Genomic DNA, 22248 nt, shown 5'->3' on the forward strand with positions numbered 1-22248 from the left:
AAATGACTTTAGCTATTCCTTCTCAAGACGCTGTAATCTTAGCAGCGTTGGCGTTAGGGGAGTTAGTAGTGGGGTTCATCTTTCGCCCAATTAAACAATCGAAAAGGAAGGACCCAGACATGAGGAAGATCAAATGGACCATGATACTAGGAGGGTTCCTAGTACTGGTCATGGCCCACTTCGCTAACTTCTTCGCATACTGGGAATATGCTGAAGGCATGTTACTAGACGGTATACTCGTGTATACAGGGTTCAGGGTGTGAAAGAAAATGGTAGCATTCAGATGTAAGGAGTGTAAGAAGAGGGTAGAGATCATGATAGCTAATGACGGGTCTCTAATAGCGAAATGCCCAGTTCATGGCGTCATTTACAAGGATAAAGGTGATAAGAATGACTGAAGCAAAATCGTACGAAGACGAGATAAGGAGCGCTCAGTCCCTAGATTACCTGAATCAGGTCTATGAGGCAGCATCTAAGAGCATCACCGATAAGAAAGAGTTAAGGAGGATATACAAGGCATACCAAAAGAGACAATTCGAATTAAAGTACAAACATTTCAAGGAACTGAAACAAGAACTAGCGCAGAGGAAGAAAGGAATAAACAAGCAAAAAGTGGACGTCCAAGTCCATGTAAGGAAGTCCATAAGACGGTCCCTCCTGGTTTCAGCTGAACACTACATTTTGAAGTTCATAATAAAAGAAAACGAAGTGGTAATGGTCTTCATGAAGAGAGTGAAGCTAGTAGAAAGGGAAGGCTACCTCATAGTAGAGGATAAAAAGGCTAAGGAGTCGTGGATAGTCTCGTCGGAACCTTTCCTCATGACTAGGGGTCAGATCAGGAAGAGGATGGTAGCCGTCCACTTCGTTACTACATCTTTCCCTTATACACTTGCGGTTGAACTCGACGAGAAGGCCAAGGCAATCAACGTAAAGGCGCCAAATGGACCTCATACCCTCTATTCCATCATGGAGGGCAAGCTAATCGAGCAGGTCATGAGGTCCACGTCAGCCAGGGACATCATAGACCTAATAATAGGGGCCATGATCGGGTTAGGCTTCGGCATGGCGATCGGGATCATGATAGCACACGGACTTTTCGCTCCTACAGCTGCAGCCCACGCAGTGAACGCTACCGTGGTCCATCACAACGTAACAAACACGACAACTTTCACCATACCGCACAACGCAACCGGTGGTAAGACGTGAAACATGAGGAAGAGAAAGAGGAGGAAATAATATGGCCAAAGTGGAAAGAGATAGAAAGGCTCCTCAGGAACGCAAGAAGGGGGAAGAGAAGATGAAGAAAGAGAAGAAGGACGTAGATATGGAACTCCTGAGGAGGATAGAGGAGCTGGAAGAAGAGAACAAGCGACTCAGGAATAAGGATATTCAAGAAGTGGAAAATCCATACACTGTAACTAATAGGGTAGTAGATGAGCTAGTAACACCTCAAGACACTATGTATTATTTGACGGGGGAACAGGCTAACATCCTTCTTAGCGCGAAATTAGCTGCGCGAATACCTACGCTCTTCGGTGAGCCGGAGGTGGAAGACCTGTCTTGGTTCGCAGACCATATTAGGGACTATCTCGTCAGTAAGGGAGGAAGAGGAAGGAGGGACATACTCAGAGTATTACGTGCGTCGTCAGGTCAAGTTCGAGAGAATGTCAACAAGAGTCTGTTCAAGCAATTACTCCATGGCGGGAAAGATAGTGATATGGAGGAGGATGGGGATGGCTGAGTTACTATGGTTGGCCCAAAAAATAGTCGAAGCTTACAAGAACATGGGATTCGTAAGTGCGGTCATATTCGGTCCACAAGGCACTGGTAAGACAACTTACGCGTTCAAAGTAGCACGTGATGTAGAATTCGCGATTCGTGGTTTGCAAACAAAAGATGAAGCGTGGAAATATGTGAAGTTCTTTTTCGAATTACCTGACGCTTTAGAATACCTGGAGGAAATAACTGAAAGGAATGAGCGTATACCCTACATAATATTTGATGACGCGTCGATTTGGCTCAGTAAATATTATTGGTATAAGGATTACATGAAGATGTTTTATTCTTATTACGCACTTATCAGGTCCAGAGTTTCCGCCGTGATATTTACGACACCCGCGCCTGACGACCTAGCGTATTTCCTGAGGGAAAAAGGATGGTATCAGATAAAGATAGTATGGAATAATAAGAAGAGGAAAATCGCCATGGCACAACTATACGAAAAAGAATTTGCACGCGATACTCGTGGCGAATTTACAACAAAATCCACTCACAAAGCGATAGATTATTTCAAAGTTGAGTTGCCAAACGACTTTTACAACAATTACTTGATGAAGAGAAAAGCGAAAGAATTAGATCTGTTATCGCAAATCAGAGTTTCACTAAGCAGAATGAGAGAGGAAAATAAGGCAGTTCCAGAGTAGATAACGGGGGTTAGGTCAGTGTCTGTTAAATATTCTGTCTTAGCCATTCCGCGTATTTTTTGTAATGCTCTTTCGCTATGCCGAAAAGCGAAACGTAATGTTGCGTAAGAATGCGTGTCGGCTTTCTGCCCTGGATAAAGTCGATAACGTCGAGAGGAATTCCTAGTTCCGCCATTTTCGTCGCGACGAACTTACGGAAGTACTTTATGTTTACGGCGTCTTTGTATTTCTTTTCGAAACTATTTACCGCCCATTCGGTCATTTCTATCTTACGTAACGGCGTTATGTGGAAAATATAGAAGGACCCTTTGTAACCACGAGTCCAGTTTAAGGGATAATAACATAGGATTGGGGTTGTAGGGGTATCCCCTACGTCGCATATATCTTTCTCTGGTTCTCTCAAAACTTTGAGGACTTCAGACATTCTGGCACCGCTCTCTAAGGCAATACGATAGATGAAGTATACGTTTTCGCTATACTCTTTCGCTATCTGTAATGTCTTCTTAATTTCCTCAACTGACGGAATATAAATATCGGCATTAGTCCTCTTTACCTTAATTAACTTTAGTATTTTCTCTTCAAAGTCCTCTGAAATTATTCCACGTGAAGCTAAGAATTTAGCTAATAATCGATAGACCTTTTGAGAAACTGCAGTATCGTGATAAGGCTTATTTACTTCTAATATATACTTTTTAGCAGTATATTGAGTTACTTTCCGTTCATTTACTAAATATTCATAGAAAGCCTTAATGTTGCCGGGTGTTACATACTGTCGTAAATTGGCAACCAACGTAGTTTTACGCCGTTCTAATGAATCTTCTAGTACGCTGGTGGTCCCGGGTTCAAATCCCGGCGGCCCCATTGAATTCTAGTCTTTAATTTCCTCGAATTTGGTATCATTATTATCCTTAAGATTATAAATTTTTAGTTATAAAAATTTTTTAGAAACAAAAATAAAAAGAACAGTTATTAAGCTTTGTGGTATAATACGCCGGTTAATTCTGCCTAGGAAACTTGAAGAATAGTTTCAGTCTACCCTCTCTCTTTAGGTCGAAACTATGCGTAAGATAGGTGTATTGGATATTAAATATGTGATCTAAGTTAATACTCGGTGAAAAAGTATTCCTGTGAGGTACATCTGTAAAAATTGTGGAACAGAATTATACAAGTTTGAGAGAGTTGGACAGGACTTTTACGGAGTGAGAACGCCTTCTGAGATTAAGGCAATATTTGGAGGGAAGTGCCACCACTGCGGCCATGAGTTCCAAGTACCTTCAATGGAGGACATAACTTTCAGACCGAAAAAGCAATTAAAAGTAAAGGTTTATTAATTCTAAAAGTTTGTTAAAATCTATCTCTCTTTTAGAATATTTTATAGATAGTTCTCTAGTTTCTTTGAATGAAGAAAGTATTTTGCTTACATTATTTGGTGAAGGTTTAAAGGTAGCCGAGTCATAATCCAATATGAATGCTCTATCTTTGTCTATCATAACGTTCTTCCAAGGTCTTGCTATTTCCTTGTGTTGTACATGTAATAGCTCTAGATTTCTTGCAGCTATTAATGCAAGTTTCACCTCCTCCACGGACGGCTTCCTTGGAAACATGTATCCATTTATACGCTGCATTACGATGAAGTTTTTGCCACAGGAAAACACCTTCGGTGAAACCGGAAATGCATTTCTCTGATAGGAACATTCCTGTTCCATGGAAGGCTTGGGTGAATCGGTTCTCCTTATTTTCACAACCCTTTCGTTGTCCATCATTGCTACTATTCCGCTCTTCCCTTTGCCGATGACCATAACGTCATTAATCTTTACTTTGCCTTCAGATAGAAGTTCCTTTATTCCTGCGTTCAAAAGTTCGTCTTCGATGGATTTACAGTACTTAGGATAGATGAAGTGTTTTACCTCAACCAAGGAGGAGTTTTCCTCATGAAAGACCCCACTTCCCCTCTTCCCTTTTCCTTCATCCATTTTATGTTAATCTCGTGTTTTACCTTTATTGAAATAGATAATTTAACGATTTCTTCTGGATCAGTAAATCTACGTTCCTTCACCGAATAAAGCCTTCCATCTTCTCCGATCCAAACGTATTGATTCTTTTTAGCGAAGTCTAATGAACCCTCAATGAAGAAAGGAGGACCTTGCGATTTATAGTATTTACCTATTTTTCTTTCCTCCAGCTCTATTCCAATGTTTATTATATTTCCCTCCTCCCATGCACCTACGTCAATTATCCTAAATCCTGCATTTGAAAGCTCTTTTCTTATTCTTTCAACTGTCTTAACAACCTGACCCCATATTACGTCCTTAGCTACATTTTCCTCAATCTTGATTTCCACTATCATAATGTCTCCAAGCGGTTCTCCCTCAACTTCAGGGGGAAAGAAAAAGTTCAGCGACGGCTTTTCTATGAAAAGCTTAGAGGCAAAGGAAAAAGTAGCTAAACTTTTCATTGATACTGCAGCTGCAGCATTCCTCTTGGGATCAACAGGATCAACAATCACTAAGGGTTCATCGAAATTCTTCTTGCTTTCTCCCATTAGGTCTATCCTTACTTGAGGCTTCCACTTAGAGGCTTCCTCCATAACGTTTTCGAAGGAACCGTAATTGGCTACCAAGAGCTCGCATATGTATCCTGAGAATCCCATCACTTTTATCTCAGCTCCGTAAACCCCTATACCCTTCATAAATTGTTTAAGTACCCTTACTTCATCCTTCTGTTGATCGCTTAGACGAGAATTGACGAAACGTGTATGGAATGGCGTTCTGTCCACGGCTGTCACTATCTGATCGCCGCTCTCAACCTTAACGGCGGGAACTAGATCAACCTCTATAAAGCCATCCTTCACTATGAGGTAAGGGTGCTCAGCGTAAGCCTTCTCCGTCTGATAGCCCGACATCTTTGTTTCTAGCTCGTTAACTATCTCCTCCATTCTGTTCTTGCTTTCCTTGTCGAAAAGGATAAATACGTCAACGTCGCTTGACCCTTTAAGCCAAGTGTCCTTGGCGAAGGACCCTTGTATCATGTATTCCATTCCGTTTATTCTCTCCAGGATGGGTTTCAGATGACTCTCTATCTTTTCCCTGTCCTGAGGAGTAGGTTTTATCCTAGCTAAGACTTGTCTCTTTAAGTCCGACAGAATGTAACTCTTCATAAATGGGTCCCCTTGGAGTTAATATGCTCTTGAAAAGCATCACCTTGTCTACCTTGAAGTTACCGAAGTCTTCGTACTTTCTCTCTTCCCAAATTCTCTTTATGTTTTCTATTCCCCTTGGAGATCTTATTCTACCCAGCGTTAAATGTGGGGAGAACTCGTTCCTGTCATCGAAGGTAATCTTCCTTTCTTTGAAACTATTAACTAATTGCTTCCTGATCTCTGATAAATTACCATGATCCTCTATTCCTATCCAGATCACTCTAGGTCTATCTAAGTTTGGAAAGAAACCTACTCCTCTAGCCGAAGCGGAGAAGCTGTTTTGTCCCTTCAGGCTATTCATTATTTCCTCTATCGTTTTCAGATCATCCTCTCTCTTTTCGCCTATGAAAAGTAGGGTTAAATGTAAATTTTCTGGTTCCACCGTCTTCACGTCTGCTCCGCTTTTGTCTATTTCCTTTAAAAGGTCTTTAATTTTCTGACTTAGTGGAACATCTACTGCGATAAATAATCTCATAGTTTATAACCCACTCCATCTTAGTTATGCGTGGTCTAAGATTAAAGTCCTATTAATAGCTGGAATGCCGGGATCTGGAAAGAGTCTGTTCTCCAATCTAATGAAGGAGAAAGGAGCGAAGGTTATAGTCATGAGTGACGTTGTTCGTAAAAGGTTCAGTCAAGACGGAAAACCTGGCGAGAGACTCATGGATTACGCCAAGAGACTCAGGACAATATATGGAAATGGAGTTGTGGCAAGGTTAAGCGTGGAGGAGATGGGTTCTCCATCTCCTATGGTAGTGTTTGACGGCGTGAGAAGCCTCGAAGAAGTCGAGGAATTCAGGAACCTGCTTCAGGGGAATGAGATCTACTTAGTTTCAATTCACTCTCCTCCTTCAATTAGATATGAAAGAATATTAAACAGAATGAGACCCGACGATTCGAAGGACTTATCACTCATAAAGTTGAGGGATAAAGAAGAGCTTGAATTCGGTCTTGGAGGCGTAATTGCCATGTCTGATTATATCTTAACGAATACGTCGTCAATAGCGGAGTTTAAGAGTCAATGCGAGGAATTTATTAAGAAGGTGTTGAAGTTTGGATAAAGTCATGGTTGTAGCAGAGGTAAGACCTTCTGAAGATAAAGAAAAGGTAATAAACGCGGTGTCTAACTTCTTCACCTACGAAAAGATCAGGGAGGACTCACTTGATTTGTCATTAGTCCTTAGGTTCGAGTCTGATACGTTGAAGAGCCTCATGAAGGTTCATAAGGCCCTAAGGGAGGAGAAAATTCTAGATGCGTCAAGGAAGTATCTGTTAAGAGGTCTAGAAGGAGATAAGATAACCTTTATGATACATAAACAAGCTGCAGCAGTTAGAGTGCTTACCTTCGTGGATACTGAGGATGAGTCTCCTCTCGGTCCAATAAAGTTCTTTATAAAGAGTGAAAAGGCAAGGGATATAATAGATTGGTTAGCTCCAAAGACGAGCCACGGCAAACCCTTGTGGGAAAATCCCATGCCCTGATCACTCTACGTTTATGAAAGACAAATCGTTTGGAAGCGTAACCCTAGGGAATATTTTCTTGGCAGCTTGGATCAAAGGTTCTGGCTCAGGGTAACGTGCACTTATATGAGTCAGAGCAAGGAGATTAACATTAGATTGTTGTGCTATTGTAGCTGCTTCCGATACGTTGGAGTGTCCGTAAGTTAAGGCGGATGGCTCGTCTAAGAACGTTGAGTCGTGTATTAGTAAGGCAGCATCCTTTGACGCGTTCACAGTATTTTCACAAGGTCTTGTGTCTCCAGTGTATACTACCTTACTTCCACTCCTTTTAATGATGTAATCTTCATGATGAAGAATTCTACCTTCGTAAGTGACGTCTTCTCCCCCCTTTATTTTCCTCAGAACGTTCCAGTCATTGACACCAATAGCCTTTAGCCTATCAATATCCAAGTTAACTTTCTCCTCTTCCTCAAGTATGTAACCTTGAGAAGTGACAGTGTGACAAGTTTCGAACTTCTTTACCCTGATTCCGTTTCCTTTATATTCATCGATAAACCTCAACTCGAATTTAGGTCTAAAGTGGCTCATCTCAAAGGAAGCATACAAGAACTCCTTCAGCCTTTTAGGCCCCATAATATTAAGAGGTTTCTTCCTGTCCAGCATTCCCATGCTTTCGATCAAACCTATCAGCCCTAGAACGTGATCCCCATGCATATGTGTAATCCCTATCAAGTCCAAGGAAACGGAACTCAGACCGTACTCCGTGAAAGTGTACTGTGTTCCCTCACCACAGTCGAAAAGGGCTGAGAAGCCCTCTCTTTTCATTAAGAAAGCGGGTAACCTCCTATTTTTGCTTGGCATTCCGCCGCCAGTTCCAAGGAAGTATACCTTTATCATGTTTTTCTCACTACATATATTTTCCTAGATAGAGACTTATGCATGTACATGAAATGAGTTTCCTCCAAAGTTAACCCTGCTTCCTTTAAGTCGTCTTCGAAGTCCAGCTTTGAGTCAGTTGCGAACACTAACTTCCCCTTTAAAATATCTGAAACAGAGTAAAAGAAATCTTGGTATAGCTTTCTCAATTGACCCGTGAACTTCGTTGACCTTCCGTATGGAGGGTCAGTTGCTATTCCCCCTACCTTGGTCAAAGGTATAGATTCGGCTGATCCCTGAATTATTCCGCATTCTAGGAGAAATGACCTCAGATTCTCCCTGCTTTTCCAAGTCATGTATAAGTCGAAATCAACCCCGTAACACTTGTAACCTAGCCAAGAGGCCTCAATTAAAAGGGAACCTAGCCCACAGAAGGGATCCAGAAATGAACCTTGAGGCGTGGCCAAGTTTACCAAAAGTCTGGACGTTCTAGCCGTCATAGTACCTGATTGTGTGTAAGGTTTCTTGTTGTGTTTCTCCAGTGTAACGTTGTCTATAACATCCTTTCTTCTACCTAGGATTATGTTTCCGTCTGTGAATATCATGTCTAACTTCTCGCAAGAACGGGACAACTTCACGTTCTTAATGGCTTGATTATACATGGATATTGACTCTCTCCTCATTTCTCCCAGGATTACATCTAAGTCTATGGAGAAACAGCCGTCCTTTAATTCTCTGTTGATCTCAACTGCGTCGTTTGAAATTGCAATTACATCTCCATTTCTCTTTATTAAAGCCGATCTAGAGGAAAGCCTATCGGAATTCCAATATCCAAGTGCAACTCCCGACATAAGGTGAATGTCGTTATAAGATAACCCAGTGAGAGCTTTTAATTCAGCAAGAGAAATAAAAGGATCTCTCCAGTTTAATACCGCATACTTCATAGGCTTAACGCAATCGTCTTTGATATATCTACAGTTATAACTTCTGGGTCGTTCTTAATCGTGTTGGTTCCAACAATTTTCTTCACTCCTACTTCTTTTAGTTTATCCTTTGCCCCTCCAACTAAGAGTACGTGGCATGCGGACGCAATTACGTTCTTGGCTCCCTTTGAGTATGCAAATTCTGCAGCTTGAATCATTGTGCCTCCCGTGCTTATTACGTCGTCTATGAGGATTACGTCTTTTTCCTTCAAATTCACGTTTGGAGCACCCTTTATTGACGTTTTGCCCGTCTCTTTATCCCTGACTTTCTCTATATGAGAAAAATCTCCGCCAACTATTTTGGCTATTCTTTCAGCTCTGCTAAGAGCACTCCTATCAGGAGCTAAAACGAAAGGATCAGTAACGTGCTTTCTCAATTCCACTGCTATGTCTTCGTAAGGACTTATAATCCTCACTTGTCCAGGGAAGTACTTCATTTCCTCTTCGTGGTGCGGTTCTACTACAGTAAGGGATGATATCCCGGCTTGACCCATCATTCTCAATACTGTCTTAACACTTATTGCCTCACCCTCAAGAAACCTTCTATCCTGCCTAGAGTAAGCCAAGTAGGGCACTACGGCATGAATCTTAGTTGCACCCATGTCTCTCAAAGTCTCGCTTAAGAAAAACAATTCCATCAGTCTCTTGTCTTGCTCTGGGAATGTAGATTGCACAACTACAACTTCTTTGTCCTTAACCGACCCAGGTATTCGAATGTAAGACTCCCCGTCAGGAAAAACCTTGGATTCAGTCTTAAGTAAGGTTGATGAAAGGAATCTCGAAATGCCGTCATCCATGCCGTTGGAAGCAGGTCCTCCTACTATAATCATATGGACTCTTCTCAAGGGAAGCTTTTAAGATTAAAAGAACTCATAGCTAGCTAAATGTACTTCGTCTTTTTCGTCGGAACTGCCGGTTCCGGTAAGACCACACTTGTGAAAACGTTTAACGATTACTTAAGAGATCAACAGATGGACTCCACGATAATTAACCTTGATCCTGCTGTGGAGTCCTTACCTTACACTCCTGCGGTAGACGTTAGGGACTACGTTGACGCTTATGAAGTCATGGAGAAGTTCGGTTTAGGTCCCAACTCCTCCTTAATAGCTGCCTCCGATTTAGTCCTAACTAAAGCGTCGGAAATTAAGGAAGAAGTGGAGCAGTTAGAGTCCAATTATGTCCTGGTTGATACCCCTGGGCAAATAGAGCTTTTCGCCTACAGGGAGACAGGCAGAATGTTGGCTTCGCTCATAGCTGGAGAGAACAAGAGGGCAATGGCTTTTCTTATTGACTCCTTCATAGCTAAGGAAGCCAGAAGCTTCGTTTCCATGCTTTTACTATCAAGCTCAGTTAAATTTAGGATGGATATGCCCACCATAAACTTGTTGAGCAAGGTTGACTTGTTGACGGATAAGGAATTGGACTTGATAAACTCCTGGAGCAACGGGGAAGAACTAGTTGATAGTCTAGGAACAATAGACGAGTATTCCTATGAGCTCATCAAATTACTCGTTGAAAGTCTTTCCTCATCCCCCATTCCTGTGTCTTCCACTTCCAACGTAGGAATGGACATGTTTTATGCTGAATTACAGAGAATATTTGCTGGAGGGGAAGATTTTCTAACAGAAGAAGGTAACCCCACGTTATGAAGATTTTTTTAATTCCACACTTCCATTTATCCTCATGAAAGCTAAACTAGCAAATGCTTTGTCTTTCTCGGACGTAATATCTGCCGTTGAGAACTTCATGCCTGAAGTGAATATAGTTGCTATACCTGATGGGATTAAAATATACGGCGTCGATACGGCGAAGGTAGCATTCATTTCAATATTTTTACCTGCAAGTTACTTTCAGGAGTATTCAATAGAAGGAGAAAAGGAACTTATAGGAGTGAAGGTAGGGGACTTATCTGACGTCCTTAAGAGGGCTGATAAGGAAGATGAATTGGAGATAAACAACAAGGAAAACAAGTTAATGATCAAATTTAACGGTAACTTAGAGAGGAAATTCGTCCTACCTCTCCTTTCTCTAGAAGAAGGTAGGGAACCTACGTTGAACTTCCAATTCTCATATCGCGCTAAGATGACCACGAATAACTTCGCTGAAGCTCTCGGTGTCCTTTCTGAAATAGGAGGAGTTCTAATACTTCAGTCCAAGGACACTAACTTGATTTTGCAAGTCGAGGGCGACATGTCAAATGCTAAGGTTGAGTTTTCGGTTAGCGGGGGTTCACTAATAGAAGCCGACGGTGTGGACGCTAGGTCAAGTTACAGCATGGAATATGTTCTAGGAACTACAACGCTTAGGAAGTCAGCTGACATAATCGAAATAAGCTTCGGCACTGAGATACCGGTTAAACTCCATTACGAAATGCCCAACGGTGCATATGGCGACTTCTATGTCGCACCAAGGGCGGAATAGGATAGTAAAGGAGCTCTTCAAGGAGTACTATTTGACTCCTGGAAGGTTAGAGCTACCCTTTGATATGGAATTAAGGGAGTTTGCGCTGCAGCCAATCGACTTTGACGGTTATATAAGGCATTTATCGTTCAGGAATGAAGGTGAATTGTTGAACTTCCTTCGGGAAAAAGTACCACTCCATTTATTTTACTCTTCGGCAAAGTACCAATTGCCAGACGCAAAGGATGTTGAAAGGAAGGGATGGATGGGAGCAGACTTACTTTTTGACATAGATGCGGACCACCTTTGTGAAACCAGAGAAATTAAGTTCTGTCCATCTTGCGGTTCGATTTCCTCAGGTGAGAAATGTGAGAAGGACGGTACTGAACTATCTTCCTATGTGGAGATGGGTGAAGAATGTTTGAAGGAGGGGGCAAGACAAGCGTATCTGCTTGAGGATATTCTTAAGCACGACTTTGGGATGGAACCAAAGGTATACTTCTCTGGGAATAGAGGATTTCATGTGCAAGTGGAATGCATGGGCGAATGTGCATTGCTCACCTCAGACGAAAGGAAGGAAATCGTGGATTATGTAAGCGGAGATGACGTACCAGATTATAATGGTTCTCCAAGCGATCCAGGTTGGGTCGGAAGGAAAGCTAGGGGAGAGAAGGGGGTGATAGTCGACAGACAAGTAACAATAGATGTGAAGAGGCTGATTAGGATTCCAAATTCCCTTCATGGTAAGTCTGGTCTCTTGGTTAAAAGGGTCGAGGACGTTAAATCCTTCGTTCCAAGGTTAGACGAGCTTTCCCCTTTTAAAGGGGTAGTGTCCTTCAAGCCTTATGTATCAATAAATACTTCTCTCTATGGACAGGAGATATCTTTGGAGTTCGGTAAGATGAACATTATACCTGTTTCCCTCGGTGTTCTTCTTCATTTAAAAGATTTAGGCGAAATATTAGCTTATGTTGGATGAAATCCTTAGGAAGGAACTGGATTATGATGATCTGATACAAGTATCTATGGATGAGGTAACAAAGGAAGACTTGAAAATAAAGAAAGTCCTTAACCCGATAACTGATCCCATAAACAAGGAACAGCTGAGGGTAATGAAAGAAATGGCAAACTCCATCTTTGAACTCAGGCTTTCTAAAGTATTGGAGGGAAAACCTCCGACTGGTTTCGATAAGGGAATCATGGAAGCGGTAATGCGAATGAAGAGGTTTTACGTCTCTTTCCTTTCCTCCGAGCTTGTGATCAAGAATGGAAAGGTCTTGTGTACCGTGAAAAATGAGCTTATTTTTAAAGGCAAGAAGCTATCGGAAGGTGATATAGTGCTTTTAGACTTCACCGATGCGGTCCTCTTTTATATCACAAATTATATAACTCCCTGCTCTCTATTTAAGAGCGATAACGATGAAGGTTCCAAAGAGCCTTAATGTTTATTGTCCTAAATGCAAGGCTCACACTCCTCACTCCGTTTCTCTTTATAAAAACGGAAAGAGGAGGAGTCTAGCTGAGGGACAAAGAAGGTATGATAGAAAGAACGAAGGTTATGGAAGTACCAGAAAGCCGGAACAGAAGAGGTTCGCAAAGACTACAAAGAAGCAATCCTTAGTGTTAAAATGCACAAAATGCGGTTACGTGATTCTCAAGTCCGGTTTACGCCTTAAGAAGGTTGAGTTTGCAGAGGTGGCTAAATAATGAACAAGTTCAGGATATTAATACCAGAACCAAACAGCAAGTACTTAAGGGTAAAGTGCAGTCAGTGCGGATACGAACAGACTGTATTTTCAAATTCTACGTTTCCTGTGAGATGCCTTTCTTGCGGATCTCAACTAGTTTTCGCTAAGGGTGGAAAAGCAAAAATAAATGGAGACATTCTAAAGGTACTAGGGTAGAATGATACATCGAAAGGCAACTTTTCCCTCTGAAGGAGAGATATTAATAGGTACCGTAAAGAACGTTTTTGATTATGGGAGTTATATCTCCCTTGATGAATATCCTGGAGTAAATGCGTTTCTTCCGTGGAGCGAAATAAGCACCAAGTGGGTAAGAAACGTAAGGGACATAGTCAAGGAAGGTAGGAAGGTAGTAGTCAAGGTCATAAGACTAGATAGAAAGAAGGGTTCTGTAGATGTATCCCTTAAGAAGGTAACCGACGATGAGAGGAGGAAAAAGAACATAGAATGGAAGAAACTACAAAAACTCGACAAAATACTGGAAATAGTGGCATCTAGGTTGGGTAAAGACGAAAAGCTAGCATGGGAGGAAGTAGAGTGGAAATTGGAAAGTAAATACGATGATCCTATGGGTATGATAGAGAAGGCAACCAAGGAAGGTCCTGAGATATTACTTAAGGCAGGTATATCTGAAGAGTGGGTAAAGCCTCTACTTGAGGAAGCATCTAAACACGTGGAAGAGAGGAAAGTGAAAGAAAGCGAGATACTTTCCATAAAGACAATGTCTGGTAGTGGAGTAGAAGTTATGAAGAATGTTCTGGACAAGGCCATAAGTTCTGTTCTTCAAAATAGGCATGGTTTCACAGTTAAGCTCTATACCATTGGAGCACCTAGATATAGGCTCGACGTTATAGGCACTGAACCTAAGGAAACGTCAAAGGTTCTACAAGAGATAGTCGAGAGTTTACTAAACAATAAAGGAGATGTTGAAATTCAGGTTGTGAAGAAATGAAATGGAAGTTAAGGAAATGTGAGGTCGACGGAGTTTATACATTTAAGGATAAATGCCCCGTTTGCGGAGGAACTACGAAGATTCCTCATCCGCCTAGATATTCCCCTGTAGATAAGTTCGTAAAATATAGAATTGAGAGTAAGTTGAACAGGAAGATAGACTGCTAGGCAAGCTGTTTTTTCTTTTTCATCTTATCAACCTTCCTTTTCTGTTGTTTGTCTAATCTTAGATATATAATAACAAAACATTAATATAAAAAGGGCTAATCTTAAATATAAACGAATAAGAAAAACTTTATAAAAATAAATTTAATTCCTTATATGTTCTCAACGACATGTTCTGGTATTACATGTCCTGGTTGTACAAACTGATAAACTAATACCATTATATATACCGTGTAAGTTCCACCATCGTTAGGTACTCCTCCAGAACCTACTGGATATAACGCAATGTAAGCAGGCTGGAAGTAAGATAACTCAACTGGAGGAAGTGGAGTTCCAGTTACTTGGAATCCGCTATTTGTTGGCGCCACACTTGTTGTGAATGGAGCTATGACTTGTCCTCCAAGACTTTCTGTACCTTCTATGAACATTTGAACTATCAGCGAATTGTATGCTCTAGGTGTCCATGCGAAAGGCTGAGCGTTCTCTATCTGGCTTATTAATCCACTTGCCAAGGTAGGATCTGTTGAGCCGTATGTTGACTCTGTAGCGTTTATTTGACTAATCAACTCGGTACTGTTTACGAAAGAGGACTCGTTATAACCAGCTATAATTGTCATTGCACCCATTGCTTTCGCTATATCTCCTACACTGGTGGTGTAGCCAAAGAAGGGGCCAAAATTAGGTGGATATCCCAAGTACCATGTAAGCTGTCCGTTAACAACTTCACTGGTTACTGCGTCATAGGTAACTATGTATGCTGGTATAGTGTAATTGGGATTCCCGTAAGGATATACGTGATAGTAATGCTCTAGCACGTAAGCTGCGTAGCTTTCGTTGTTAAGGAACATCTGAGCCATAAGTCTAATTTGGGTTCCATTTAACGTGTTATTTTCATCTATTACAGTCTTATTTGTAAGCGTTTCAAGCCAGTAGCCGTAATCCCACCAGCTCAGTATGAACGAATGTGCAGGAGTACACTTATTGAGCCAGTCTATTGCATTTATCCAAGCGTAGTTAGTAGTAAGGAATCCAGTAGCTGAGTTGTCAATTGCTTGCGGTGCATCACTACCCGTCGCTGCAAGTCCTGCATCAGCCACAAGGGATATTGCGAAGAGAGACAGAACCAAAATTGGAGCTAATCTATTTGATTGGCGTAGAGATGAAACTATATAATAAATTCCTATTCCTGCAAGTGCGGCTACCAAGTAAGCTGTGTAATTGAAGAGGTAAGGCTGTTCAGAGGTTCCAAATATTGCTGCAACTCCTAGAACCAGAAGCCATATACCTCCAAGACTACTTTTCTTTAACGAATAATATATTCCACCTATAGCCAGGAAAAGAGATATTCCGAAGTCCTCTATCATACTAGTTATTGATTGAGGTATATATTCTGCTACAGTTTTGTCTATTGGCACAGTTATCTGGAAGAATGGATTTATGATAGCATAGTACCTAGAGGGAATTATTGATGTAGCTAGTGACGGTTTGGCTAAAACTGCTCCAGCGATGCCTAGTACGAAAATTAGCACAATAGTAGCTGAAACAAGTATGTTCTTTGAATCTACAAATTCCTTTGGTAGATTATTCTTAAGGTAAAGGTCAGCATAAAGCAGAATTCCTACGAATATCATTGATAAACCGTGAGCGAAACCTGAGAGGAAGCCTATTTCGTTGGGTGCAAAAGACGTTAAGAATCCTGTAGTTATAGCCATTACAGCATAGGTCTTAGATACTATCTCGTTATTCCTGTTTAACAATATAATTAGAAACGCAGCTATTATAAGGCTAAGGTCAATGTATGTGTTTCCTCCCCAAATAATCTCTGCAAGGAACAATAATACGCCTGCTGGAATACCATAAAATAATGGCTTTTCCTTCTTTAATGCTTCGTTGAAGAGATATATTGTGAAAAGTATCAGTACGGCTCCCCAAGAGTCTTTGGGCAATCCGCCGAGAACGTTCTTATATGTCAATGCAGGAGATACTGCAACTACTATTGCTGCAGCATAACCTGCGATTCTGTTCTCAGTTATCGACTCTACAGCCAGGAATGCAGCAATAACACCGAAACCAGCAAGTGCGATATCGCTAAATATAGTTACAGTATATACTGCGTTAGCTCCAAAAGTACCTATAAATGGAAGAGATATGAGAGCAACAAAGAAAGGCAATCCAATTGTATCCCCTAGCTCAATGAAGTATCCCCAAGGGAACCAAGCATGAACGTCTGGTGGTACCGCGTACCAGTTTCCCCCAGCATGGGCAATGAGATTTGCATTATAAAATAGATACCATGAGTCGAATCCGTTAATTGCCAAAGGCCAATTTGCGCTTATAGCCCTTATAAGTATGGAAACTAACGTAATTCCCAAAATTACTGGTACGTCGATGAGCCTCGTGATCCACTCGAACCTAGTTACTCTCTTAGTCGACTGCATACAACCTCAATAACTTCACGTTTTTAATAAGCTTAATCCAAAAATGGGCCCGGGGGGATTTGGACCCCCGACCTCCCGGTTACTGACCAGGGATATCAGCCGGGCGCTCCACCATGCTAAGCTACGGGCCCACAACTTCTTTTGATGATCTTGTTTTTAAGATTTTCTTGGTGTTTCCTTATTTCTAACTATTTTTTAAGAAAGTAATTAGATTATATACATAAAATGAAAAGTTTAAATAATCGTTATGTTTCTATGCATGTAAGTTAAAAAATTTTAAAGTTTCTCCGTCAAATTTTCGTTGGATAAGTGAAAACTGTTCTAAAAGATAGCTTAATAATTAAAAACAATTAGTGAAAATTCGTAGTAATGCTTAAGAAGTATTTGTCATTCTTCTCCTTTGAGGAAAAAGATGGTCAGGAAAGCAAGTGTAGAAGGAGGCGTCTTACGGGCGCCATTAATTAGAGCATTTGTATTCTCTTTGGCAGTCTTTATATTCGTAGGACTTACGGTAGTTCCTCATGCATCCACTTCAAATGTTACAGCAGAATTACAATCTCTTAACGCTAGCATAGCCGCAATAAAGAACTCTACAGCAGACTATCCATCCGCTGCAGTGCCATCTTGGCTTAGCGTAGGCTCTAACTCTTGGATGCTCACAGCAGCTACGTTAGTAGGTCTTCAAAGCGTACCTGGTGTAGCATTGCTTTATGCAGGGTTGTCCAAGAAGAAATATGCAGTAAACTCTGCTATGATGGTTTTCTACGCTTTCGCTGCGGTTCTTATAATATGGATGATTGCTGGATACAACTTCGGTTTCGGACCAGCGGCAGTTAAGATAGGTTCCTATGGAATATTTGGTACGCCAACTCCAGCTACAGCCGGTTTATATGAGGCATCCCAAACTATTTATGGTCCATCTGGAACACCTTTAGATATACCAACCGCGACTTACATATTCTTCCAATTTGTATTCGCCGCAATAACCCCTGTTCTTTTGGCAGGAGGAGTATTGGAAAGGATGAACTTCAAAGCATGGATGATATTCGTACCTATATGGTCCTTATTAGTATACAGTCCAGTAGCTTATTGGTTGTTCGCAGGCGGATGGCTTAACGCTTTAGGTGCAGTAGATTTCAGTGGAGGTTACGTCATACACGTAGATGCTGGAGTTGGAGCTCTAGCTGCAGCATTCGCCGTAGGACCTAGACTAGCATCTGAAAGGAAGCTTGAGGCTCACAGCTTACCTCTGGTTTTAGCTGGAGCTGGACTAGTCTGGTTAGGCTGGGACGGTTTCAACGGAGGTGACCCTGGTGGTGCTACTATAGACGCTGCAATAGCTGTGTTAAACACTAACATAGCCACCGCTGCTAGTGCGATCGCTTGGATAGGAATGGATATGGCTTTCTTCAAGAAACCTACGTTAGTAGGCGCAGTTAGTGGTGCAGTAACTGGTTTAGTAGCTATAACTCCAGCCGCAGGTTACATAAACGGATGGGAAGCCATATTGATAGGTATCGCCTCTGGAACTGTACCATGGATATCGTTATATAAACTTGAACCTAAACTGAAGGCTGACGATACATTAGGCGTATTCTCTACTCACGGTATAGCAGGAATATTAGGAGGTCTGTTGACAGGTATATTTGCTGATCCTAACGTAACCAAGTACATTGCGCCTGGACTAAAAGGTGCACTATATGGTGACTTCTACCAGTTGGGAATTCAAGCATTCGCTGCAGGTGTAGTATTCGTATATGACTTTGCAATAACTTATGGTCTACTAAAGCTGATAGGGTTATTCGTACCTCTGAGAGTCAGCACGGATACCATGGCTGTGGGAGACTATGAGATTCATGGAGAAGTAGCATACTCTGAGTTACTAGCCACTATACCATCCTCCAAGAAGGAAAAATCCCAAGTTAGTGAAACCAATGATGTCCAAGAGCCCCGTGACAAAAAGGAATCCGACTAAAATACAGAATTAAAAACTATATCTGAAATAGCCTTATATTATTATAGACGTTTTATATTTTTATTTTAGAATCCAATGCTTCCTTCTTCATTTTAACTCTGGTATCTATTTTCTTAGTTATAAATAAGGAATAACATAGGATTGTAAAGCTCAGGGCTGCAGTGGTTTATATCACAGATCCATTCGCCCATCGGTCATCATTGCTAATTTAATAATCATGTTAAGCATGTCTATATAGATATGGATCCCAAGGAAAGTTACTCTCTGAAGCTGATTTCTAATCCTGTAATCTCTCCTAAAGGTACTTTCTTTGTTTTAAATTGGATAGATTTTTCCTCTAACGATTATAGATCATCCATTTACCTTAAGACCGAGAAGGAAGTCATCAGACTCACGTGGGAAGGCAAGGAGTCACAACCATATTTTTACGATAATCGCCTTCTTTACGTAAAGGGAGGGCAGGAAGATTCTCTAATGAGGTCATCTTTAGGAGAACCTGAGAAGATCTTCTCATTTCACAAGATAAAGAAGTTTCTTCCCTATCATGATGGCTTTATCTTCCTAGGCGAGGAAAACCAAGATAAGGATAAACCTTTCGAGGCCACGTCAAGGAAATATAGATTTGACAGTAGAGGCTTGTTGAGGAGCAGGACTTCGCTATATTATTTTAACGGACAGGAAATCAGAAGAGTAATGGGTGGTAACTTTGACGTTACCGATTTTGACACTGACGGGAAAAGAGTAGTTGCTTCTGCAACGCTCACTGGAGACGACGTTAGTCTCCAAGACGTATTTGAGGTAGATATAAATTCGTCGTCATTCCAAAGGCTGACCAAGGGTGAAGGAGCAGTATATTCTTTAGCCCTCACCAAGGAAGGCTTCGCTTATCTTGGTCACAGGAAGGGATTATCACCGTGGGCTAGAAAAGACATAATCTTTGAGGATGGTAGATCAGTAACCTGCGGTAAGACATGTGGAAATTCCGTGGTTAATGATCTATTCGTAAAGTACGGTGAGAAAATTGAAGCTGACGGAGACAAGGTAATATCTCTAGGTCATGAGGGTGGGTTCGTGAATGTTTATTCAATAGGAGATTCGAAAGCCGAGAAAATAACTGAAGTTGAGGGGGTCGTGCTAGACTTCGACTTTAAGGATAACAAGCTAGAGTATGTGTTCTCAAATCCCGAAAAGCCGTCCCTCATGGGTAATTATGATCCCAACGAAAACGTTCACGGCGTTGTGCCAAGATACGAGGTTAACGGAATAGAAGGTTGGGTAATAGAAAGAGATCTCTCCTCTCCTAACGTGGTTTTTGTCCATGGCGGACCTCATACAGCTTATGGTTATATGTACTACATAGAGTTCAATTTCCTCTATTCGGAGGGATTTAATGTAATATATACCAATCCCTCTGGAAGTCAAGGCTACGGAGAGGAATTCGCCAAGGCAATAGTAGGTAGTTGGTGTGATATAGATTTCAAGGAAATAACGAATTTCTTGAAGAGTCTGAAACTTAAGGGTAAGTTTCACTTAACTGGGGGTTCGTACGGTGGATATTTCACAAACATGGCGATAACGAAGACGGACTTCTTTGCCAGTGGAATAGCAGAGAGGAGCATTTCAAACTTGGTTAGTATGTGTGGAACTAGTGACATTGGCTTCTGGTTCAACGCAGTAGAGGCAGGAATCTCGGATCCATGGAATAAGGAATCAATTGAGAAACTTCTGGAAATGTCCCCCATATATCACGTAGAAAAGGTGAAAACACCACTTATGTTAATTCACGGAGAGGAGGATTTTAGATGTCCCATAGAGCAAGCTGAACAGTATTTCATAGCTCTCAAGAGCAAGGGGATCGAAGTCAAGTTAATAAGATATCCTGGAGATAGCCATGAACACGCCAGAAGAGGAAAGCCATTAAACATGATAGATAGGCTTTCCAGGAAAGCGGAGTGGCTAAAGTCACACTGAGAACTTTTAAACTTCCCCATCAAATTGATAAGTGAGGGCCGGTAGCTCAGTCTGGAAGAGTGCTCGGTTCGCACCCGAGAGGTCCCGGGTTCAAATCCCGGCCGGTCCATAATAGGCTGTCTAAATGCCCTAGATTAAGGTAGAACTCTTCGAGTAATTTATTTTACCGATTACCGATGTTACCCTTCTTTTTTTCTCGTTTCTATATTTTTCTATTACGCAAATAGCAATACCATAAGTTACAGAGAAGGGGGTTAAGGGGGCGGAAAGCCTCGCAGGCGGGGATGGATAGCCCCGTGTTTAAATAATTCTTCTTCTTAAATTCCATTAATGGCTAGGAGGGGTAGTAAAGCGATCAGAGCAACTGTTTCGATGAAGATCGCAGTCTCAGACTCCCTCCTAGCCCTTGTGAATAACTACGTTAAAGCACTCCGTTTTTCGTTGTTTTGGTTAAAGGAAAATGTGAAAAACCCGGAAGAGAAGGGAGTGTTAGGGAAAGTCCACGAGGAGTTGTATGAGAAGTTAAGGGAGGAGTATAATCTACCGTCAAAGGTTGCTGAGGACTGTTATAGGGATTCACTCTCGATATACAAGGGTTGGTATAATAATCCGAGGAGGGGGCGTTTTCCAAGAGTGTATAAGCCAACTGTTTGGCTAACTCCTAAAGCGAGTTATAGCGTGAACTTCGAGAGGACGACTGTTAGGATTGCTGGTGTAGGTGAACTACCAATCTTGGGTTACCCTAGAAACTTGAAGGAGTATACTAACTGGAGGATGAAGGAGGCTAGGTTAGTGGTTAAGGATGGGAAGGCTTTCCTCAAGGTCGTTTTTGAGAAACCGTTTGAGAAGGTTGAGCCAAAGGAAAGTGTTGCCGTAGACATTAACATGGCTGAAGTAGTCGTAGGGAAGGACGACAGAAACTACGTTAGGATTCCAACTCGTCTCGAAGAGGTTCATCACTGGAAGTCATTAGCTGAAAGACTACAAAAGAAGTATCCAAGGAGGTGGAGGGAAAATAAGAGGATCCTAAACAGGATTCATTCCTTCCACCTAAAGGCTAAGCGTATTATGGAGGATTTCGCTAGAAAAGTTGGGAAGTGGGTTGTTGAAGCAACAAGAATGATGGGTTCCAACGTCATTAAGTTGGAGAACCTCAAGAACCTCCTCAAGAATGTTAACAAACTACCTAAGGAGTTTCGTGATAAACTGTATCTGATGCAGTATCGCCGTTTACAGTATTGGATTTCTTGGCAGGCTAAGAAACACGGAATGATTGTTGAGTTTGTTAATCCCAGTTATTCATCAGTCTCATGCCCTAAGTGTGGTAGAAGGATGGAGGAGAAAGAATATCGTTGGTTTAAGTGCTCATGTGGTTATGAGAACGACCGTGATGTAATTGCAATCATGAATTTAAATGGGAGGGGTTCTCTGAGCCTCTCGACTGTCCCTCAAATGAGAGATGTAGTCCCGAATCGATGAGGGGAACCCTCGCTGGCGGGGAGGAAGTCAGATGTATTGATTGTATGTAATATAGCGTGAATTTATTTTTATATTATGAAAACTTCTATTTATATAAAGAGTTAATATACGTCGCCCTCGTTTTCTAGACAGTTGTTTAAAAATAACTCCTTGTCTTTCCTTATCCTTAAGACTTCTCGAGA

At 41.4% G+C, this 22248-nt stretch carries 27 protein-coding genes and 2 tRNA genes; 20 read left to right on the forward strand and 9 right to left on the reverse strand.

Annotated elements, in window-relative coordinates; all coding sequences use genetic code 11:
• The first annotated feature begins 2 nt into the window (after positions 1-2).
• The 5 genes from RQ359_RS04815 to RQ359_RS04835 all read left to right on the forward strand — a co-directional run bounded on the left by RQ359_RS04815 (position 3) and on the right by RQ359_RS04835 (position 2423).
• On the forward strand, positions 3-263 hold the full coding sequence (locus RQ359_RS04815) for a hypothetical protein (RefSeq protein ID WP_054838894.1): 261 nt from the start codon (positions 3-5) through the stop codon (positions 261-263).
• Positions 264-269: 6 nt separating this feature from the next.
• On the forward strand, positions 270-398 hold the full coding sequence (locus RQ359_RS04820; protein WP_256202090.1) for a hypothetical protein: 129 nt from the start codon (positions 270-272) through the stop codon (positions 396-398).
• Complete coding sequence (locus RQ359_RS04825; protein WP_054838893.1) at positions 391-1206, forward strand: B277 family protein; 816 nt, start codon at positions 391-393, stop codon at positions 1204-1206. Before RQ359_RS04820 ends, RQ359_RS04825 begins: the two co-directional genes overlap by 8 nt.
• A 91-nt stretch (positions 1207-1297) precedes the next feature.
• Positions 1298-1741, forward strand: coding sequence for a hypothetical protein (locus RQ359_RS04830; protein ID WP_156017710.1), 444 nt, complete (start codon positions 1298-1300; stop codon positions 1739-1741).
• On the forward strand, positions 1734-2423 hold the full coding sequence (locus RQ359_RS04835; RefSeq protein ID WP_206338995.1) for a zonular occludens toxin domain-containing protein: 690 nt from the start codon (positions 1734-1736) through the stop codon (positions 2421-2423). Before RQ359_RS04830 ends, RQ359_RS04835 begins: the two co-directional genes overlap by 8 nt.
• 25 nt (positions 2424-2448) lie before the next feature.
• Here RQ359_RS04835 and RQ359_RS04840 read toward each other — a convergent pair whose 3' ends face one another.
• Complete coding sequence (locus tag RQ359_RS04840; RefSeq protein WP_054838896.1) at positions 2449-3213, reverse strand: integrase; 765 nt, start codon at positions 3211-3213, stop codon at positions 2449-2451.
• 331 nt (positions 3214-3544) lie between these two features.
• Between RQ359_RS04840 and RQ359_RS04845 the strand changes: the two genes are divergently transcribed.
• Positions 3545-3754: a hypothetical protein gene (locus tag RQ359_RS04845; protein WP_054838891.1), complete on the forward strand. Its 210-nt coding sequence runs from the start codon at positions 3545-3547 to the stop codon at positions 3752-3754.
• Here the strand turns inward: RQ359_RS04845 and RQ359_RS04850 are convergent.
• From RQ359_RS04850 to thpR, 3 genes are read right to left on the reverse strand one after another with little or no spacing between them, the layout of a single operon-like run.
• Positions 3734-4396: a hypothetical protein gene (locus RQ359_RS04850; RefSeq protein ID WP_054838890.1), complete on the reverse strand. Its 663-nt coding sequence runs from the start codon at positions 4394-4396 to the stop codon at positions 3734-3736. The genes RQ359_RS04845 and RQ359_RS04850 overlap by 21 nt on opposite strands.
• Positions 4327-5580, reverse strand: a complete 1254-nt coding sequence (cca, locus tag RQ359_RS04855; RefSeq protein WP_054838889.1) for a CCA tRNA nucleotidyltransferase — start codon at positions 5578-5580, stop codon at positions 4327-4329. Before cca ends, RQ359_RS04850 begins: the two co-directional genes overlap by 70 nt.
• Complete coding sequence (thpR, locus tag RQ359_RS04860) at positions 5534-6097, reverse strand: RNA 2',3'-cyclic phosphodiesterase (protein ID WP_156017704.1); 564 nt, start codon at positions 6095-6097, stop codon at positions 5534-5536. Before thpR ends, cca begins: the two co-directional genes overlap by 47 nt.
• Here thpR and RQ359_RS04865 point away from each other — a divergent pair.
• The gene (locus RQ359_RS04865; RefSeq protein ID WP_420856785.1) at positions 6096-6683 is read left to right on the forward strand and encodes an AAA family ATPase; all 588 of its coding nucleotides are present in this window, start codon (positions 6096-6098) and stop codon (positions 6681-6683) included. The two genes, thpR and RQ359_RS04865, sit on opposite strands and share 2 nt — an antisense overlap.
• A complete protein-coding gene (locus RQ359_RS04870; protein ID WP_156017700.1) occupies positions 6676-7104 on the forward strand; it encodes an RNA-binding domain-containing protein in 429 nt (142 codons plus the stop codon). The genes RQ359_RS04865 and RQ359_RS04870 overlap by 8 nt, the downstream gene beginning before the upstream one ends.
• Here RQ359_RS04870 and rnz read toward each other — a convergent pair whose 3' ends face one another.
• Genes rnz through prs form a run of 3 tightly spaced genes read right to left on the reverse strand, consistent with a single transcriptional unit; the run spans position 7105 to position 9772 of the window.
• Positions 7105-7980 carry a ribonuclease Z gene (rnz, locus tag RQ359_RS04875; RefSeq protein ID WP_054838888.1) on the reverse strand — a complete coding sequence of 292 codons (876 nt, stop codon included), beginning with the start codon at positions 7978-7980 and terminating at the stop codon, positions 7105-7107. It abuts the gene before it with no gap.
• A complete protein-coding gene (locus RQ359_RS04880) occupies positions 7977-8903 on the reverse strand; it encodes a TRM11 family SAM-dependent methyltransferase (protein ID WP_054838887.1) in 927 nt (308 codons plus the stop codon). The genes rnz and RQ359_RS04880 overlap by 4 nt, the downstream gene beginning before the upstream one ends.
• Entirely contained in the window at positions 8900-9772 is an 873-nt protein-coding gene (gene prs, locus RQ359_RS04885; RefSeq protein WP_156017698.1) for a ribose-phosphate diphosphokinase, read from the reverse strand. Before prs ends, RQ359_RS04880 begins: the two co-directional genes overlap by 4 nt.
• A 54-nt stretch (positions 9773-9826) precedes the next feature.
• Here prs and RQ359_RS04890 point away from each other — a divergent pair, with 54 nt between their 5' ends.
• Genes RQ359_RS04890 through RQ359_RS04925 form a run of 8 tightly spaced genes read left to right on the forward strand, consistent with a single transcriptional unit; the run spans position 9827 to position 14206 of the window.
• A complete protein-coding gene (locus tag RQ359_RS04890) occupies positions 9827-10591 on the forward strand; it encodes an ATP/GTP-binding protein (RefSeq protein WP_054838886.1) in 765 nt (254 codons plus the stop codon).
• A 34-nt stretch (positions 10592-10625) separates the two neighbouring features.
• Positions 10626-11363 carry a beta clamp domain-containing protein gene (locus RQ359_RS04895; protein ID WP_054838885.1) on the forward strand — a complete coding sequence of 246 codons (738 nt, stop codon included), beginning with the start codon at positions 10626-10628 and terminating at the stop codon, positions 11361-11363.
• Entirely contained in the window at positions 11329-12321 is a 993-nt protein-coding gene (gene priS / locus RQ359_RS04900; protein ID WP_054838884.1) for a DNA primase small subunit PriS, read from the forward strand. Before RQ359_RS04895 ends, priS begins: the two co-directional genes overlap by 35 nt.
• On the forward strand, positions 12311-12784 hold the full coding sequence (locus tag RQ359_RS04905; protein WP_054838883.1) for a hypothetical protein: 474 nt from the start codon (positions 12311-12313) through the stop codon (positions 12782-12784). The genes priS and RQ359_RS04905 overlap by 11 nt, the downstream gene beginning before the upstream one ends.
• Entirely contained in the window at positions 12762-13049 is a 288-nt protein-coding gene (locus RQ359_RS04910) for a 50S ribosomal protein L44e (protein WP_156017696.1), read from the forward strand. Before RQ359_RS04905 ends, RQ359_RS04910 begins: the two co-directional genes overlap by 23 nt.
• Positions 13049-13246, forward strand: a complete 198-nt coding sequence (locus RQ359_RS04915) for a 30S ribosomal protein S27e (protein ID WP_054838882.1) — start codon at positions 13049-13051, stop codon at positions 13244-13246. The genes RQ359_RS04910 and RQ359_RS04915 overlap by 1 nt, the downstream gene beginning before the upstream one ends.
• 1 nt (position 13247) lies before the next feature.
• Positions 13248-14039, forward strand: coding sequence for a translation initiation factor IF-2 subunit alpha (locus RQ359_RS04920; RefSeq protein WP_054838881.1), 792 nt, complete (start codon positions 13248-13250; stop codon positions 14037-14039).
• Positions 14036-14206 (forward strand): RNA-protein complex protein Nop10, encoded by a 171-nt coding sequence (locus RQ359_RS04925; RefSeq protein WP_054838880.1) that lies wholly within the window; start codon positions 14036-14038, stop codon positions 14204-14206. The genes RQ359_RS04920 and RQ359_RS04925 overlap by 4 nt, the downstream gene beginning before the upstream one ends.
• 149 nt (positions 14207-14355) lie before the next feature.
• Here RQ359_RS04925 and RQ359_RS04930 read toward each other — a convergent pair whose 3' ends face one another.
• Together RQ359_RS04930 and RQ359_RS04935 are read right to left on the reverse strand one after the other, a co-directional pair.
• Positions 14356-16641, reverse strand: coding sequence for an STT3 domain-containing protein (locus RQ359_RS04930; RefSeq protein ID WP_054838879.1), 2286 nt, complete (start codon positions 16639-16641; stop codon positions 14356-14358).
• A 44-nt stretch (positions 16642-16685) separates the two neighbouring features.
• Positions 16686-16772 (reverse strand) — tRNA-Ile (locus RQ359_RS04935).
• A 281-nt stretch (positions 16773-17053) separates the two neighbouring features.
• Here RQ359_RS04935 and RQ359_RS04940 point away from each other — a divergent pair.
• The 4 genes from RQ359_RS04940 (at position 17054) to RQ359_RS04955 (ending at position 22066) form a co-directional block, all read left to right on the forward strand.
• A complete protein-coding gene (locus tag RQ359_RS04940) occupies positions 17054-18616 on the forward strand; it encodes an ammonium transporter (RefSeq protein WP_457921252.1) in 1563 nt (520 codons plus the stop codon).
• Between the two features lie 240 nt (positions 18617-18856).
• On the forward strand, positions 18857-20587 hold the full coding sequence (locus RQ359_RS04945) for an alpha/beta hydrolase family protein (RefSeq protein ID WP_156017687.1): 1731 nt from the start codon (positions 18857-18859) through the stop codon (positions 20585-20587).
• Between the two features lie 35 nt (positions 20588-20622).
• Positions 20623-20696 (forward strand) — tRNA-Ala (locus RQ359_RS04950).
• Between the two features lie 221 nt (positions 20697-20917).
• Positions 20918-22066 carry an RNA-guided endonuclease TnpB family protein gene (locus tag RQ359_RS04955; RefSeq protein ID WP_054838422.1) on the forward strand — a complete coding sequence of 383 codons (1149 nt, stop codon included), beginning with the start codon at positions 20918-20920 and terminating at the stop codon, positions 22064-22066.
• Positions 22067-22248: the final 182 nt, after the last annotated feature.

The organism is Sulfuracidifex metallicus DSM 6482 = JCM 9184, from assembly GCA_032834875.1.
GTDB classification, from domain to species: Archaea; Thermoproteota; Thermoprotei_A; order Sulfolobales; family Sulfolobaceae; genus Sulfuracidifex; species Sulfuracidifex metallicus.